Source organism: Marinobacter panjinensis, assembly GCF_005298175.1.
Classification (GTDB): Bacteria; Pseudomonadota; Gammaproteobacteria; order Pseudomonadales; family Oleiphilaceae; genus Marinobacter; species Marinobacter panjinensis.
This window is the reverse complement of the sequence record NZ_SZYH01000001.1, coordinates 435,483-451,079: the sequence shown is the minus strand read 5'-3', so window position 1 is coordinate 451,079 and position 15,597 is coordinate 435,483. Positions and strand designations below refer to the sequence as shown.

Genomic DNA, 15,597 nt, shown 5'->3' with positions numbered 1-15,597 from the left:
GTAAGCTTGCCCGGGTTAATCACCCTAACTATAGTCGACATGTACCCCTGACATAGGCTCTGAAACCACGTTTAACGGGCTACACGGGCCACGGATGTTGACGGCTTGTGAACCATTTCGGTACGCGCCGCCATATCACGGAGGAGGCCCCTCGCTATGAAGCTGGTCCAATTCATCCACACGAGAATGGAGCAACTGCTCGAAGACTGGGAAGAAGCCGCTCTGAAAATCGCCCCGCAATTGAAGGGCGAAGACAGCCCCGCTCTCAGGGACCATGCTCGCTCGATGCTGGAGTACATACACCGAGACCTCGATTCCCCCCAGACCAGGGACGAGTCGGCCCGCAAGGCGCTAGGCAAAGCTCCCGCTTCGTCAGCCCATGCCATGGATCGTGTCGAACAAGGTCTTTCGATGTTTCAGATGGTTCAGGAATTCCGCGCCCTGCGGGCCAGGGTTACCGAGGTCTGGAGTGATGAACAGCAGAGCCTCACCCCAAAGGACATCGATGAATTGGTGCGGTTCAACCAGTCCATCGACCATTTGATTGCCAATTCCGTGTCCAGCTTCTCAGCCCTCAAAGAACAGGAAACACGCCTGATCGAAACTCTGCTGAAAGCCTCTCCGGACCCCGCCGCGATATTCGACCCCGCTGGCAAGTACCTGTTTATCAATACCGCGATGGCCGATCTGGTCAATATGCCGCACCGGGAGGTTATTGGTAAAACCCCACGGGAGTTGGCTCTGGACCTGGCCACAGGGTTGCACGACGCGATCACCAAAGCCGTTTCTACCGGTCAGACTCAGCTCAGGGAATATCATCACTGTTATCCGTCTGGTCGCGAGGTATATCTCGATTGCCAATTGGTCCCGGTCAGTAACGACCAGAACGAGGTTGAAGCTGTCGTCAAAACCTCACGGGACATTACTGAGCGTAAACAGGCTGAATACCAGGTCTGGCGAAGTGCCAATTTTGATTTGCTCACCGGCCTCCCCAATCGGCGGCTGTTCCTGGATCGGCTTGAGCAGACCCTGCTGGAGGCTGAACGAATGGGCAGTTCCTTTGCCCTGCTATTCATCGACCTCGACCGCTTTAAGCAGGCTAACGACCAGCTCGGCCACAAGGCCGGTGACCGACTTCTGACGCAAGTGGCCGAACGCATGAGTACTGTAGTGCGGGCCATGGACACCGTGGCCCGCCTCGGTGGAGACGAATTCACCCTGATCCTAAAGGAAACCGACAGGAAGGGTGCGGAGGAAGCGGCGAAGGCCTTTCTGAGAAGTCTGGAACAGGCGTTTGAGGTGGACTCCCACCGGATACACATTTCCGGCAGCATCGGCTTGACCGTTTTCCCCGACGACGGCAAGGATATCGACCAACTGATGCACAATGCCGACCAGGCCATGTACGGCGCCAAAGAACAGGGAGGCCACCAGGTTCTGGTTTACGAGCCTTCGATGGCGAAGAGCGAATCAGAAGATATCCGGTTAAGCCGGGAACTGTATGATGCTCTCCGGGATAACCAGCTGGAGGTCTACTACCAGCCCATCATCGACATCCGCACCGGCGCCATATACGGGGCAGAAGCCTTGCTCCGATGGAATCATCCGCGCAAAGGCCTGTTGACTCCGGACGCCTTTCTCGGCGTGACGGAACAAAGCGGCCTGACGGACAGCATCACTGCCTATGTACTGGAACAGGCAGCGATCTGCCAGTTGCGGTGGCGCGAGCTGAATGAGCAAGAGCTTTCGATCAGCGTCAACGAATCACCCGCCTCCTTTGTGACAAGAAGCCTTGTGGACCAATGGCGAGAGCGGCTGACACAAACTAGCGGCGATGAAAGCGGGATCATGATGGAACTCACCCCGGCCTCTTTCAACAATCTTCGAGCCTCTGGGTTCAATCCGGTCAAGAGCCTGGGTTTACCGGGTTCGCCGCTAAAACTGGCGATCGACGGTTTTGGTATTGAACCATCTTCCCTGTTGGCTCTTCACGAATTCAAGTTGGACAGCGTCAAGCTGGACAGAGAGCTGATCAAGGACGCTGGTCAGGGGGGCGAGGTCGACCCCATACTGGAGGGCATCATCGCTATGGCCCACGTTATAAACGTCCGGGTGGTTGCAGTAGGCGTTGAAACGGACGAGCAATTGCAATTCCTCTCCCGTGTCGGCTGCGACTACGCCCAGGGATTTAAGTTCTCGCGCCCCCTACGCCAGGAGGAATTCGAGGCATTGCTACGAAAACGCTGCCAGAAAGCGCCCTCTTGAATTGAAGAGATTCAGCTCAGGAGGGGCTTCCTGGACGACCGATTCCCCCGGTACTCTCAAGCGTTCCCGTGCATCTCACTCACCAACACTTCAATCAGATCCGCTGCCGCCATTTCCCTTGCTCGGCTCGCCCCCTGTCCGGCCCAATGAGCTGCAAAATCATCGCTACCCTTTGCGCTTGCAACGCCGTGCAGTGCTTTAGCAGCATCGTAGGCAATCGGATAGTCCGGAAGCCTTGGGGCGGTTGAAGCGCCTATCTCCCGATGCATGCGGTTAATAATACCTCTGGCAGGTCTTCCGGAGATGGCTGCGGTGATCTGGGTGTCTCCAGGTTCTACCGTTTTTAATCTGTCTCGATAGCCTTCGTTGGCTGATGACTCCGGGCACAATACAAAAGCAGTACCCAGTTGAGCTGCCTCCGCACCAAGAGCCAGGGCTTTACTGATATCCCTGCCATCCATAATGCCACCAGCGGCAATAACCGGCAGATCCACCCGGGCCTTCAACGCCTGCACCAACTCCAGCGTCAGAATCCCGGGGTCCCCAAGTTCCGGGTTGAACATTCCCCTGTGGCCACCGGCTTCCAGTCCCTGGGCAACGATGGCGTCGATACCGGCTGCCTTGATTCGTGCGCCCTCCTCCACTGTTGTTGCGGTTGCGATCAGAAAGACACCCGCCTTCTTCAAAGCTTCTATGTGCCCCTGCGGCGGCAACCCGAAATGGAAACTGACAACGGCCGGGCGTTCGTCCACCAGTGTCTTCAGCATTTCAGAATCACTGGAAAACGTCTGGTAGATCTCTCTCAGGGAGGAAGGTGGCTCTGCATCAAACTCTTCAAAAAACGGGGCAAGATATCCAAGCCACTGCCTTTCCCGTTGAATATCAGAGATGGCGGGACGGTGGCAGAAAACATTCACGTTAAAGGACCTATCCGTAAGCGCCCTGGTGTCAGCAATCATGGCCCTGGCCGCCTGAGGATTACTTGCGCCGACGCTTATAGAGCCCAGGGCGCCTGAGTTCGACACCGCAGCTGCCAGTCTGGGTGTTGAAACCCCTGCCATGGGAGCCTGAATAATGGGATGGTCTATACGCAAGATTTCTGTCAATCGAATAGCCACTAGAGATTTCCTTGTTTCGGCGGGACCGGGGTATGTTTGCATACTCAGTAAACATCCTCCAGATACCGCCCCTCTGCTCGAAGCGTCTCCACATCAGTGCGCAGTGGCTCGAGAATGTCTTCAATGACCTGTTTTACCGCAACTGCCATGCCCCTGCCGCCACAGACCAGAATCTGTGCCCCCTTCTCAACCATCTGGCGTACAGCGACCTGATCTTGCCTGAGCTTGTCTTGAACATAGGCACATTCGTCAGATCGCGAGAACGCCGTGTTCAGCCCTGTCAGACGCTGGTCTTCAAGGTAGCGCCCCAATTCGGGCTGGTAGAGAAAATCCGACTGCGAGCTGCGTCCACCCCAGTAAAGATACATAGGATGACGTCCGGTATTTTTCCGGATAAATCCGGTCAGCGGGCCAATCCCTGCACCGGCTCCGATCAGGATAACCGGGGTATTACCAGTGGCTGGCCGGAAGCCCGGATTAGGGCGGACAAAGCCATCAATATGATCCCCCGGCCTGAGCTGGTGCAAATATCCGGAGCAAAGACCACCGGGTTGTTTGCGGACACATATTTCCAGGACACCGTCCGTCACAGAAGATGCCAGGGAGTAGAATCGTGCAGCTTGTCCATGTGGCGGCATCACGCCGAGCAGGTCGCCCGCCTCGAATGACGGCAACGTTTGGGGAGCTCGGGGGAGAAACTTCAGCCTCCGACCGCCCTGCTCTGCTGCCTTGAAACGCAGGATGCTGGTAGGCGCCTGCACTGCGAGCCCGTAATCCGCCCGTTCTACCAGCTCCAGCTTTACCGGGGGCGGCGGCAACGGATCGTAGGTCAGCGAAAGCGGAGCCCCAATTAGCTCACCAATCGTGTCTCCCCACTGACTGAATTGCGAAGCAGAACACCGATTGATCAGCTCAATGCCATGCAGACGAGTCAGCCCTTTTCTGGCGAGCGCCGCATCCACGTCCAATGCAAACTGACAGAAGTTCGGAAACTGGCTGTCGCCAAACCCCAGCACCGCGTATTTCAGAGTTTCCCTGGCCCTGAAGTCACCGAGCCTGGCCATAAACCGCCGAGCAGACGTCGGCGCGTCGCCATCACCATAGGTGGAGGTCAGTACAAACAGCATGGAGGCCTGAGGATAATGACCAGTCAATGCGTTCATCTCGCTGCAATGCACCCTGAAACCGGCCTTGTTCAGGCTGGCGTGGAGTTCCCGGGCAAAGCCCCAGGTGGCATTACCTTCAGAACCCACGAGGATAATGGTATCCGCCTGAGAGACAGTGACATTGTCCGGAAGATGCTCGGAAGACCGGCGGCGCCACCAGATGCCTATCCCGGTCACCGAGAGCACCGGCACAGTCAGCGCCGCAGCTCCAAGAATCAGGCCCAGCCACCACAGGCCCTCTCCGGTATGCAAACTGACCACCCACTGCTGGAACACGCTACTTTCAGAGCGAGGCTGGTACTTCAGCAGTTCACCGGTCGCCTGATCAACAAATCCGGAGCCACTGCTGGTTGTCAGGGAATAGACATCCCGGGGGTCATCCGGATAGGGAAACACCAGTTCCCGCAATTCGCTGAGATCAACCTCCGAGAGGGCGCTCAGATTGGCCACTGGAGCCGGTTGTCCGCCGGAAACTTCAGCAGGGAAAGCCGGCCCGGTTTCGAAAGTTTCGGGCAGCAACCCAAAGCGCTGCGCCGACATATAGCTCCCGGTCAATGCCGACAGCAGCAACCCGAGAACGGCAAACCGTGCCAGTTCCGAATGAACACGTTTGTTCCCGGAACCTGCGAACGGCCGTAACAAGGCCGCCCAACCACCTGTCCGACGGGCCAGCATAAGAATTCCGGTGATGCACAGAAGCACCATCAAGGCGGCCATCATCCCGGCCATCGCCCGGCCGGTGTCATCCAGCAGAAACGCGCGATGCAGATCCTTGATCCAGGTGAAAAAAGCGGATGGCTCGTAGGGCGCAATGCCCTCACCGGTCAAGGGATTGACCAGGTCAGCTCCGGGCTGGCCGTCGCGGCTGTAATAAACGATCACTCCGCCGGAAGAGCCACGCTCAATTTGTTCGGTTCCCGGGTAATGGGCCACAACCCGTCCTGCCAGCTCCGCCACATTCACCTCGCCAGCAGGCGGGATCACTGCTGCTGCCCTGTCCATGGCGGGCGCCAGGGCCAGAACCGCCGCGGTGATTGCTGTCGTGATCAGGAACACTGCCGCCACCAGGCCGGGTAACCCGTGCAATTGTCGCACCATCGCCTAAGCTCCTTGCCAGCCGATCAAAAATCGTAACGGAATGAGCGAACATAACCACGCCCGGCTACCGCTTTCCCGGCGCCTTCGCTGGTCAGTGGCAGGGCGATATCCGCCCGGTTATCCCGCATATCTTCAACGGAGGTGTCGACCCGAATTTCGTAGCCGGTGTCGACCAGGGCGTCTTCCAGGTCCAGAGTGATTTTCAGGGTGCGCCCACTGGTTATGCTGGCACCGGTCAGGCCATCGTACTCGGCCGGGTTCAGCCTACTGCCACGGGCCCAACCGCTCAGGTGCTTGTAGTACTTGGTTTTTTTACCTGCAACCCATAGAGTGCCCTGGTATTTGCCGGCAGCATCCGTGAGGTAAAGCGCCAGGTAGGCACCATCGCCACCGTAGTCGAGTAATTCGGTTGTGAACGTCACTTCACGAGCCTGCGCAACAGTGGGCACAGCAAGTGCTATCGCCAGGCCAAGAGCAAATAGAATCTTTTTCATACAGTCTCTCCGGTAAAAAGAATCGACGGGTTACTCCACGGTTACGCTGGGGCGACCCTTGACAATGCCGTTGCCTGGAACCGGCCCCTGGCCATTGCCCTGCGCAGCATCGCGCGTCTGGTTGCGGTATCTGCCATCGTCATCTTCATCATCATCATCGTCATCGTCTTCTTCCCGCTCCAGTTCCATCAGATTCAGGGAGGCAGGTGCAAAAGACGCCTCTGCACGGAATCCCTGGGGAGCCAGGCCCTTTACTTCATAACAACCGTCATCCACCTTGATGCGATAAACCGTCCATCCATCAGCTTCCAGTTTCTGGCGCAGGTTCTCCCGCGGCTGCCAATTGGCCACCGGGTCATCACAGTCATCGTCGGCCAGCAGTGGTGCGCTCAGTAGCAAGAAAGTGAGGCTTAAAATCACGGGTTTGGTTTTCATGGGATGTCTCCTGTTGAATCCACGATCAACACTCTATGAGGTTTACCTGACACTGGCCTGAACGCGCCCGGCCTTGCTCCGCAAAGATCAGCGAAACTGAAACGCTTCCTTATGGAATCGCGACAGAGGAATGTGCCCCTGCCAGCGAAAGCCCGCTGACGATGCTACCGCCCAGAAGGAGGACGGCCAGCAGCATACCAATGGGCTGCCGCCACCATTGCAACGGAGCGAGCCAGGCTGCATGGAAGGCAAGCAACAGGTAAAGCGCGGGCATAACCCGATGCAGGTAGCGCCAGTATTTGTAGGGGAACTTGCGCCACAGGGTAATCAGCAACATGGCGAACAACAGATAAATGGCGAACTCGCCAATGTCTTCGGCAGCATCGCGCATGGTGTCTATAAACCCGGAATAATGCGGCTCATGCTCACCGGCTTCGCCGAAAATCGACTCGATTACGTCGTCACCCGTTTCAATCAGCCAGTGGGCAGCGGCGAATACCACGGCGAGAATGCCGGCCCATTTATGGGTGTGATAGATTTTGTCCAGCCCGCCCAGCGGTCGTTCCAGCCAGGCGGGTCGCAGCGCCAGCATCATGGCCAGCGACATCAAGGCGATGGCCAACCACCCGCTGAGTAACAGGCTCTGGTTATAAACGCCCCAGGGGGAACCGGCCTCTGGGCCTGCCGCCAGATTCCAGGCCCAGAGGCCGGAAACCAGGATAATAAAAGGTAAAATGATCCGGATCATGACTTCTCCTCCGAAAGGCAGCTGAAATAATTGAGATAAGGCTATCTCCCGAACCTGACAGCCACCTGAAGGTCAGCCATTCAGGCAGCTGTCAGGTTCCGGCTGTAGTATCTTTCTCCCAGGGCTGGATCAGAGGTGAACTATGCGGGTACTGTTGGTTGAGGATACCGAGGGGCTTGGCGAAGCGGTGCGGGATCAGATTGCTGATGACGGCCACGCAGTGGACTGGGTGCAGACCCTGGCCTTTGCCGAAGCGAGTATTCAGACAACGGCCTACGACCTGATTTTGCTTGATTTGATCCTGCCGGACGGCCATGGCTTCGGTTTTTTGAGGAAACTGAGGACGGCCGGTTATTCGACACCCGTGATCATCCTCACCGCCAGGGACCAGGTGTCTGACCGGATTGAAGGACTGAACGCCGGCGCCGACGACTATCTGGTAAAACCCTTTGATCTTTCCGAGCTGTCGGCCCGTGTGGCCGCGGTAGCCCGTCGTTACCGAGGCAACCCGAACCCGCTGATTCGCGTGGGTGATCTGGAGGTCGATCTTGGTGATCACCGCATCAGTCGCAACGGCCAGCCAGTGGAACTTACTGCTCGGGAGTGGGCCCTGTTCGAGGGCTTCATCCACCGACCCGGAATGCTATTATCGCGATCGCAACTGGAAGATCGTCTTTACGCCTTCGGGGCTGAAATCGAAAGCAACACCATTGAGGTTTATGTCAGCCGTTTGCGTAAAAAACTGGGGCGGGACGCGATCGCAACCGTCCGAGGTATGGGCTACCGTCTGGAAACACATGACCAATAAAACCAGCCTACAAAAAAGCCTGGGCATCGGACTCACGCTCGGAGTTACACTGCTCTGGCTATTAGGTGTTACCGCTTCCGGACTCGTGGCACAGCACGAAATGAACGAGGTGTTTGACAGCGCCCTTGAAGAAACAGCCCAACGCATACTGCCACTGGCCGTCACCGACATCCTGAACCGGGAAAACGGAGCCAGGAATCAACGGGCCCCTGCCCTGAAAGACCATGACGAATACCTCACTTACCTGGTCAGAGACCGGCAAGGCAACCTCCTGCTCCAGTCTCACGACGCTGATCCCCGGGTTTTCGGACCATTGCCACAGGAAGGCTTCTCGAACACGTCGACACACCGGATATATGGGGCCTCGGCCGTCAGCGAGACTATCTATCTCGAGGTAGCCGAACCTCTGGCTCACCGCCGGGAAGCCGCGCTGGAAGCAGGCCTGGCATTGCTGATGCCTTTAACCTTCCTGATCCCGGTCAGCCTGCTGGGTATCTGGTGGATCGTCCGGCTTTCCCTGCGCAAGGTCGTCGATTTCCAGCAGTCCATAGAATCTCGTGGCGCCGGAGATCTCTCACCCGTTGCCGGCGATCAGTTACCACGGGAATTTGAGCCTATTGCCCTGGCCGTCAATCGGCTGCTGGAACGATTGCACCGCGCTCTGGAGACAGAACGGAGTTTTACCGCGAACAGTGCCCATGAATTAAGGACACCCCTGGCAACAGCACTCGCCAAAATACAGCGGCTGAAAACCCGGATTCAAAGTGACCAACTGAAAGCTGATATTGCCGACATTGAGGAATCTCTGCGCAGCCTGTCGGTCCTGTCCGGAAAACTGCTCGAACTGGCGAAAGCCGAAGGAGGCGGCGCCATATCGCAAAGTCGGCACGATCTCGTGCCCATACTGGCAATGATTGTCAGTGATTTTGAAAGCCAGGCCCCGGGGCGCATTACGCTGACCCTGCCCGAGAGCGAAGTGACCTCCTTCCTTGATCCCGATGCCTTCGCCATCCTGGTTCGTAACCTGATTGAGAATGCGATCAAGCATGGCTCCCGGGAACAGCCCGTTGAGGTCAGCATGGCAGCGGACGGAACGTTAAGGGTGCGCAATGGCGGTAACCTCATTCCCCCGGACCAGCTCGCCCTGTTACGCAACCGGTTTGCACGTTCAAAAACACATGCGACGGGTTCCGGCCTGGGCCTGGCAATTGCCGATGCGATTGCCACGGGTGCAGGTATGACAATGCATTTGCGGTCGCCGGCAACAGGACGGCAGGACGGCTTTGAGGCGGAGTTGAATGTGGCATGTATCTGACACTTACCGACCTGGTGTTACTGACGAGCATCATTCAGTCCCTGAGTCTGGCCATTTTTCTGCTGCTTCCCTCCAACGTCGGGCTCGTCAGCAATCGTCTCCTGGTCGCTACGCTGGTTTTCTTTGCCGCCGGGCTTGGTGAAATCTTCCTCTACAGCAGCGGGCTCGCGCTCGAACACCCGAACTTCGCCTACCTCGGGACGCTCATCGGGCTTCTGCAAGCGGGGACACTCTATCTGTATGCGCAGTCGCTGATGTATCAGGACTTCCGGTTGCGCAAGGAGCACCTCGTGCATACCCTGCTGTTCTGGGTTGTCGGCGCCATTTTTCTGGTCGAGTATTATCTGCAGCCAACCGGGACCAAAGTGCGGATTCTGCTGGAGCGTGACCATCCGGGCGTGCTGACCTCCCCCCTCCTCGCAGTGGCGATCCACGCTGTCTTTCTCGGTTACCTGTACGCCACGATTCGCGCAATCACCCGCTTCGGCATCGGCCTTCGGCAGATATTTTCCAGCATCGAGAACAAGCAACTGGCGTGGCTGCGGATGCTCCTGATCGGCTACGCGGTGGCCTGGACGGTGAGTATGCTCTACTGCCTCACCGCACACGTCTTCAGAAACGCGCCGGGAACGGAGTGGGTCGCCGGTGCCGGCGCCGTGACCGGATTCGTATTCATCAACTTCTTGATGGTGAATTCCCTTCGCCAACCGGTCATCTTCTCTGGACTTGCAGCCGACCAGGCTGCGTTGTTGGCGGAGGAGACGGCACCACAGTTTGATCAAGCACTGAAGGACCGGTTGGAGTGGCAGATGCGCGAGAAAAAGCCGCACCTTTACTCTAACCTGACCCTGGAGCAGCTCGCGCGAAAAGTCGATGCGCCCCCAAGAGAAGTCTCGCGGGTGATCAACCAGGGCTTTGGGTGCAATTTTTTCGAGTTCGTCAGCAGCCATCGCCTGGAGGAGGCGAAAGCACGACTGGCCGATCCGGCCAACACGTCTAATATCCTGCAAGTCATGTACGATTCGGGCTTCAACTCGAAGTCTGTATTCAACACCGCCTTCAAGAACGATACCGGGCTCACTCCCAGTGAATATCGCCATCGTGCCCTCCACGGGAACATTGGTGACGAGCCTCAGCCCTGAACGCCACGCCAATCGGTTCGAGTTTCGGTTTTCGGGAAGTTCGAACCTCCAGTCAACTGATTTTACGTGATTTTTTTCGAGGTCATGACGGAGGGCCGAGTTCACGCACGCGAACGCTTTTCCGAGAGTTTCTCCCTAGGCTGGTTTCCAAGCGGTACCTAATTCGGTGATCGCGAGAATCAACGCACTACGAGGAGAATGTCCATGAAAACCAAACTACGTAGAACCGTCTTTTCCGCAGCTGCGGTCGGCATCTTCAGCCTGGTATTTGCTGGCAGCGCCCATGCCCATTGCGATGCTCTGGATGGCCCGGTGATTACCGAGGCCCGCACAGCGCTGGAGGCGGGTGACGTTACGCCTCTGCTGAAATGGGTCCCCGCCGAGGACGAGGCAGAAATCAGGCGTGTGTTCGCTGACGTGCGCAAAGTCAGGGGCCAGAACGAAACCGCGCGGAACATCGCCGACCGGCATCTGTTCGCCACGCTCGTGAAGGTTCATCGTGCCTCGGAGGGTGCGCCGTTCACCGGCATCAAGCCTTCCGGGCAGATCGACCCGGGGCTGATGGCGGCGGATGCGGCGCTGGAGAACGGACAGATTGATCGCCTGGTCGCAAACATCACCCGCAAGATCGAAGATGGTATTCGCGAGCGTTATGAAGAGGCACGAAACGCTCGGGCGCGCGCCGACCAAAGCGTAGAGGAGGGTCGTGAGTTCGTCACTGACTACGTCAGCTACATCCACTACGTCGAAGGCGTGCACGGTGCAGCGGGAGCAAGCGCAGGGCACTGAGTTTACTCGCCCGGGGAGGCTGTAAGGTAATGCACGCTGAACAGGCCATGCTCGTCCATCCACACCTTGCGGCTCGCGAAACCGGCCCGGGCGGCTAGCCTCTGAAAGCCCGGCACAGAATATTTGTAGGAGTTCTCCGTGTGGATCGATTCACCCTCGCGGAAACGGATGGTGTGCCCATTCAGTTGCAGAACCTGAGCAATCCGGCTTTCCAGGTGCATCTCGATGCGGGATTTTTCTGCGTTGAAAAAAGCTCGGTGACGGAACAATTCCCGACGGAAGGCGATCCCCAGTTCCCGCTGGAAACGGTCAAGCAGGTTCAGGTTGAACTCTGCGGTAATGCCGTCTGCATCATTGTAGGCAGCTTCCAGTGTCTGATGGTCCTTCACCAGGTCAACGCCGATTAACAATCCACTGCCCGGTGGCAGCAATCGATGCAGGCTGTCAAGAAAGCCCTCTGCGGCGTCCGGCGTAAAATTGCCGATGCTCGATCCGGGGAAGAAACCCACCAATCGCTGGGGATCGATCGCCTCTGGCAGGGCTAAGCCCCGGGTAAAGTCGGCACAGGCGGCGTGGACTTCCAGCCAGGGATAGTCTGCCGCCAGACGTCGGGTGCTTTCGAGCAGGAACTCCCGTGATATATCGATACCCAGATAACGTTGCACCGACATGGATTCCAGTAGCAGCCGTACTTTTCGACTGGCACCACAGCCGAATTCCACCAGGGTTGCATTCTCGCCGGCCAGGGCTGCGATCTCGGGCATGGCACGGGTCAGAATAGCTTCCTCGGTGCGGGTGGGATAATACTCAGGAAGTTCACATATTTTCTCGAAAAGCACTGAACCTTTCTGATCGTAAAAGTATTTTGGGGAACAGTACTTCGGTTTCGAGGTGAATCCCGCGAGCACTTCTTCCGCCATGGTGGGGCAATGGTCTTCAGTCAGCTGATTGTGAAAATGAATCTCTGCCGCGTTCATCGGGTGGCCTCCCTGGCAAGTCTGAATCCTGAAAAGGCCCAGCGGGCCGATGGGGGATAGAAATTTCGATACGTGGGGCGGATATGGCTGGCCGGTGTGGCACAGCACCCTCCCCTGAGTACCATCTGCCCGGACATGAATTTGCCGTTGTACTCACCGAGACTGCCGGCCAGAGTCCTGAACCCCGGATAGGGCCGGTAGGCGCTGCCCGTCCATTCCCAGACATCGCCAAACATCTGCAACGGCGCGTCATTCGGGTTGCTCGCACTGCCAGCCTCCGCGGCAACGGGTTGCAAATAACCGCTCTCAGCAAAATTGCCGGTCCGGTTCCGGGTGTGGGTTGCGGCCTGCTCCCATTCCGCTTCGGTCGGCAAGCGAGCCCCCGCCCAACGTGCAAAGGCATCAGCCTCGTAAAAACTGACATGGCATACCGGCGCAAGGGGGTCTACTTTGCGCCAACCGGTCAGGGTGAACTGGTACCACTGTTCGCCATCCCTGGCCCAATACAGGGGCGCTGTCCAGCCGTTCTCCCGGATCAGGTGCCAGCCGTCCGAGAGCCACAATGCCGGATCCTGGTAACCGCCCTGCTCCATGAAACGTATATAGTCCTGGTTGGTCACCGGACGCGTAGCCAGTTCGAAGGGTTCAAGGTACTGGCGATGGGCCGGCCGTTCGTTGTCAAACGCAAACTCGACCCCATCCTCTTTCAGGCCGATGGTAACCAGACCACCTTCGTAGGCCCGCCAGCCCATGGGCATCGGCTGCCCACCGGGCGGGGCCTGCAAACGTTTACTGTAGACCGGCTGCAGCGGGTTCTGGGCCAGTATGTGCTTGATATCCATCGCCAGCAGTTCCTGGTGCTGCTGTTCATGGTGAATGCCCAGACAGACCCGTTCTGCAATGGCCTGGCTATGCTCCGCAGGCGGGTTATTCAGTAGCAATCCCATAGCGTCATCCACATAACGACGGTAACGATAGACATTGGCTACCGTCGGTCGGGACAGCAGGCCTCGCCGGGGCCGGGGAAAGGGGTTGCTGTGGGTTTCGTAATAGGAATTGAACAGGTGGTCATAAGCCTCGTTCAGGGGTACATAACCCTTAAGGAACGGCTTTAGCAGGAAGGCCTCGAAGAACCAGGTAACGTGGGCAAGGTGCCATTTTGGCGGACTGACGTCGTCCATGCTCTGGATGACGTAATCTTCCGTCTCCAGCGGACTGCACAACTGTTCGCTGGCGAGCCGGACCTCCCTGAAGGCATCCAGCCAGTCTTCCGGCGAATTGGCTTCCACAACGAGAGTCGGGTAAAGCTGTTCCGCGTGTGACATGGCGGCGTTCCCTGCTTATAGGTTTTGCCCGTGGCCATCAATGGCCAACCACCGGTGCCAGAATCCTGCCCGGCGGCGCCCCGTAAACTGGCGGCTGCCGGCAGTACCGTTGCCTCAAGTTAAGGCCGCCTGACAGGATTGGTCAAGCGGAATATTACTGGAGCGCGGCTTCTACAGCGTCCAGAAAGCCTGCCATATCCACCACCTGCTCCGAATCCGGATCGACGGTCTTGCCCTTGAGATCGGCGGTGACAATGCCTCTGTCGACGGTGTCGGTCAGTGCCGCCTTGAGGTTGATGGCGTATTCACTCAGGGGCGCATTGCCCTCGCGCTCGCCCAGGGTTTCCAGGGCGTTAGCCAGCGCGAAAATCAGGGCAGAAGGGTTAAAGTGTGCGTCACGGCCATCGCTCTCCAGGTATTTCAGGTAGAGGTCATGGGCGGTGCCATGGGGCGCCTCAAAGAGCATGGTGCCGTCCTTGCTCTCGATGATGGAGCTGGCGGTGGCCAGGCTGCCGCCGAGTGCAGCCGAGATGTCCGAGAAGATGTCGCCGTCCAGGTTCTGGGAGGGATAAAGGGCGTTTCTCGGGGGATCAGTAATCATCTTCTTGAGCTGGCTGGACGGACGCATGATCATGAACGACGGCGGAGGCGTGTGATCCCGGGCCAGTTCCCGCCGCACTTCGGTAATGACGTCGCTGAAGACTTCGTCGTATTCCATGTACTCGCGCTTGAGACCGAAATAGACCTCTTTGTCCTTGCGGGAGGCATCGCGAAACACCTGGGACACCCAGTCCTTGATGGCTTCACGATCGTTGGACATGAGTAGAATGGGGTCACCTTTCATGACACGGCGGGCGTGTTTCTCGTCGCCGTCAACAATTACCTTGAGGATGCCGTCTTCCTGCGCCGGCATGTTGAAGCTGCCGTACTGATCGCCGCCACCGGCGCTCATGCGGGAAATGGACACGTGGGCACCCCGACTGGGAATGCCGAACTCCCGCAGGTGGTTGACCAGTTTGAACAGCTTACGCCCGGTGGTATTGTCGGGTACGCCCCACAGGGCTCGCTCTGGCGGGTTTGAGACAATGCGCGCGGCCTGGGCATCAATCAGCTCGTAGTAGTAGTTGAGCCCAAGCTCCTTGATCTGTTTGCGGTAGTCACTTGTATAGATGTCTTCAATCACCGTGCGCATGGCACCGTCGTAGCCGGGAATAACGGTGTCTTTCAGGCCGAGGTAGACATCCCGTTTCTCGTCGATGGCGCGCTGGAAGAAACGGTGAGCCCAGGCTTTTACGTCCTCAACGTCGTTGGTGGCCAGTAGCCAGGGGTCTCCCTTGCGGACTTCACGGCGGTGCAATTCCACCGGGTCGCCACTACGGCCCACGAACATCAGTTTTACCACGCCGGTAGCCTGGGACAACTGGTTGAAGCTGTCCTTGATGCCGCCGCATTCCATGGTGTCTACTTCGATGTCACGACCGATCCAGTCCGGGCGGCGGATGTTGAGATTGCGGAACTGGATGTCCTCACGGGTGATATTGCCACTGATGCCTTTGCGGATGGCGCCGTTCGGGGATTTGGTGGCCAGTGGGTGAAGGTTGTCGGAGTCCACATCAGGATGCTTGCGGAGAAGCTCCTCCAGTTGCTGGCGGTTAACGGTCATGCCGGCGTTCTTCACCCCTACCCCATGGCGCTGAAGAGCATCGATGGCGTCAGTCACTGCCTGACCATTGGTCAGTAGGCGGTGTTCCGCGGACAGGTCGATTTCCTCGAGCCGGATGTCCAGGCGCGCAGTAACGAATTTTTCGAGAATCTGCTCGAAAGCAACCTGGGCCATTTCGTCGCCGTGGAGGATGACCAGTGGCGACGTCACATTGATTCGGCGGTCCATAGATTTCTCCCTGCGGGTTGGGTGGA

Annotated in this window: 13 protein-coding genes; 5 read left to right on the top strand and 8 right to left on the bottom strand. The window is 57.8% G+C overall.

Annotation, left to right across the window (positions count from 1 at the left end; genetic code table 11):
* Nucleotides 1-156 precede the first annotated feature (156 nt).
* Entirely contained in the window at nucleotides 157-2,265 is a 2,109-nt protein-coding gene (locus FDP08_RS02035; RefSeq protein WP_137434373.1) for a putative bifunctional diguanylate cyclase/phosphodiesterase, read from the top strand.
* A 56-nt stretch (nucleotides 2,266-2,321) separates the two neighbouring features.
* On the opposite strand, the gene FDP08_RS02030 is transcribed toward FDP08_RS02035, so the two are convergent.
* The 5 genes from FDP08_RS02030 to FDP08_RS02010 all read right to left on the bottom strand — a co-directional run bounded on the left by FDP08_RS02030 (nucleotide 2,322) and on the right by FDP08_RS02010 (nucleotide 7,324).
* Entirely contained in the window at nucleotides 2,322-3,383 is a 1,062-nt protein-coding gene (locus FDP08_RS02030; protein ID WP_228263212.1) for an NAD(P)H-dependent flavin oxidoreductase, read from the bottom strand.
* Between the two features lie 44 nt (nucleotides 3,384-3,427).
* On the bottom strand, nucleotides 3,428-5,647 hold the full coding sequence (locus FDP08_RS02025) for a PepSY domain-containing protein (protein ID WP_137434371.1): 2,220 nt from the start codon (nucleotides 5,645-5,647) through the stop codon (nucleotides 3,428-3,430).
* Nucleotides 5,648-5,670: 23 nt separating this feature from the next.
* Entirely contained in the window at nucleotides 5,671-6,141 is a 471-nt protein-coding gene (locus FDP08_RS02020; RefSeq protein ID WP_137434370.1) for a DUF2271 domain-containing protein, read from the bottom strand.
* A 30-nt stretch (nucleotides 6,142-6,171) separates the two neighbouring features.
* Entirely contained in the window at nucleotides 6,172-6,576 is a 405-nt protein-coding gene (locus tag FDP08_RS02015) for a PepSY domain-containing protein (RefSeq protein ID WP_137434369.1), read from the bottom strand.
* Nucleotides 6,577-6,685: 109 nt separating this feature from the next.
* Nucleotides 6,686-7,324, bottom strand: a complete 639-nt coding sequence (locus FDP08_RS02010; RefSeq protein WP_228263211.1) for a ferric reductase-like transmembrane domain-containing protein — start codon at nucleotides 7,322-7,324, stop codon at nucleotides 6,686-6,688.
* Between the two features lie 142 nt (nucleotides 7,325-7,466).
* Between FDP08_RS02010 and FDP08_RS02005 the strand changes: the two genes are divergently transcribed.
* From FDP08_RS02005 to FDP08_RS01990, 4 genes are all read left to right on the top strand, one after another.
* Nucleotides 7,467-8,132: a response regulator gene (locus FDP08_RS02005; RefSeq protein WP_137434368.1), complete on the top strand. Its 666-nt coding sequence runs from the start codon at nucleotides 7,467-7,469 to the stop codon at nucleotides 8,130-8,132.
* Entirely contained in the window at nucleotides 8,122-9,447 is a 1,326-nt protein-coding gene (locus FDP08_RS02000) for a sensor histidine kinase (protein WP_137434367.1), read from the top strand. The genes FDP08_RS02005 and FDP08_RS02000 overlap by 11 nt, the downstream gene beginning before the upstream one ends.
* On the top strand, nucleotides 9,438-10,589 hold the full coding sequence (locus tag FDP08_RS01995; RefSeq protein WP_137434366.1) for a helix-turn-helix domain-containing protein: 1,152 nt from the start codon (nucleotides 9,438-9,440) through the stop codon (nucleotides 10,587-10,589). The genes FDP08_RS02000 and FDP08_RS01995 overlap by 10 nt, the downstream gene beginning before the upstream one ends.
* Before the next feature lie 204 nt (nucleotides 10,590-10,793).
* Nucleotides 10,794-11,378, top strand: a complete 585-nt coding sequence (locus FDP08_RS01990; RefSeq protein ID WP_137434365.1) for a DUF6448 family protein — start codon at nucleotides 10,794-10,796, stop codon at nucleotides 11,376-11,378.
* A gap of 2 nt (nucleotides 11,379-11,380) precedes the next feature.
* On the opposite strand, the gene egtD is transcribed toward FDP08_RS01990, so the two are convergent.
* The 3 genes from egtD to FDP08_RS01975 all read right to left on the bottom strand — a co-directional run bounded on the left by egtD (nucleotide 11,381) and on the right by FDP08_RS01975 (nucleotide 15,571).
* Complete coding sequence (egtD, locus tag FDP08_RS01985) at nucleotides 11,381-12,355, bottom strand: L-histidine N(alpha)-methyltransferase (protein ID WP_137434364.1); 975 nt, start codon at nucleotides 12,353-12,355, stop codon at nucleotides 11,381-11,383.
* A complete protein-coding gene (gene egtB, locus FDP08_RS01980) occupies nucleotides 12,352-13,680 on the bottom strand; it encodes an ergothioneine biosynthesis protein EgtB (RefSeq protein ID WP_137434363.1) in 1,329 nt (442 codons plus the stop codon). Before egtB ends, egtD begins: the two co-directional genes overlap by 4 nt.
* A 154-nt stretch (nucleotides 13,681-13,834) precedes the next feature.
* Entirely contained in the window at nucleotides 13,835-15,571 is a 1,737-nt protein-coding gene (locus FDP08_RS01975) for an isocitrate/isopropylmalate family dehydrogenase (RefSeq protein ID WP_137434362.1), read from the bottom strand.
* Nucleotides 15,572-15,597: the final 26 nt, after the last annotated feature.

Bases quoted from the DNA above. Each gene is read 5' to 3' on its own strand.
- FDP08_RS02000 (WP_137434367.1), top strand. From the start codon at position 8,122: ATGACCAATAAAACCAGCCTACAAAAAAGCCTGGGCATCGGACTCACG.
- FDP08_RS02005 (WP_137434368.1), top strand. From the start codon at position 7,467: ATGCGGGTACTGTTGGTTGAGGATACCGAGGGGCTTGGCGAAGCGGTG.
- egtD (WP_137434364.1), bottom strand. From the start codon at position 12,355: ATGAACGCGGCAGAGATTCATTTTCACAATCAGCTGACTGAAGACCAT.
- FDP08_RS02035 (WP_137434373.1), top strand. From the start codon at position 157: ATGAAGCTGGTCCAATTCATCCACACGAGAATGGAGCAACTGCTCGAA.
- FDP08_RS01995 (WP_137434366.1), top strand. From the start codon at position 9,438: ATGTATCTGACACTTACCGACCTGGTGTTACTGACGAGCATCATTCAG.
- egtB (WP_137434363.1), bottom strand. From the start codon at position 13,680: ATGTCACACGCGGAACAGCTTTACCCGACTCTCGTTGTGGAAGCCAAT.
- FDP08_RS02025 (WP_137434371.1), bottom strand. From the start codon at position 5,647: ATGGTGCGACAATTGCACGGGTTACCCGGCCTGGTGGCGGCAGTGTTC.
- FDP08_RS02020 (WP_137434370.1), bottom strand. From the start codon at position 6,141: ATGAAAAAGATTCTATTTGCTCTTGGCCTGGCGATAGCACTTGCTGTG.
- FDP08_RS02015 (WP_137434369.1), bottom strand. From the start codon at position 6,576: ATGAAAACCAAACCCGTGATTTTAAGCCTCACTTTCTTGCTACTGAGC.
- FDP08_RS01990 (WP_137434365.1), top strand. From the start codon at position 10,794: ATGAAAACCAAACTACGTAGAACCGTCTTTTCCGCAGCTGCGGTCGGC.
- FDP08_RS02010 (WP_228263211.1), bottom strand. From the start codon at position 7,324: ATGATCCGGATCATTTTACCTTTTATTATCCTGGTTTCCGGCCTCTGG.
- FDP08_RS01975 (WP_137434362.1), bottom strand. From the start codon at position 15,571: ATGGACCGCCGAATCAATGTGACGTCGCCACTGGTCATCCTCCACGGC.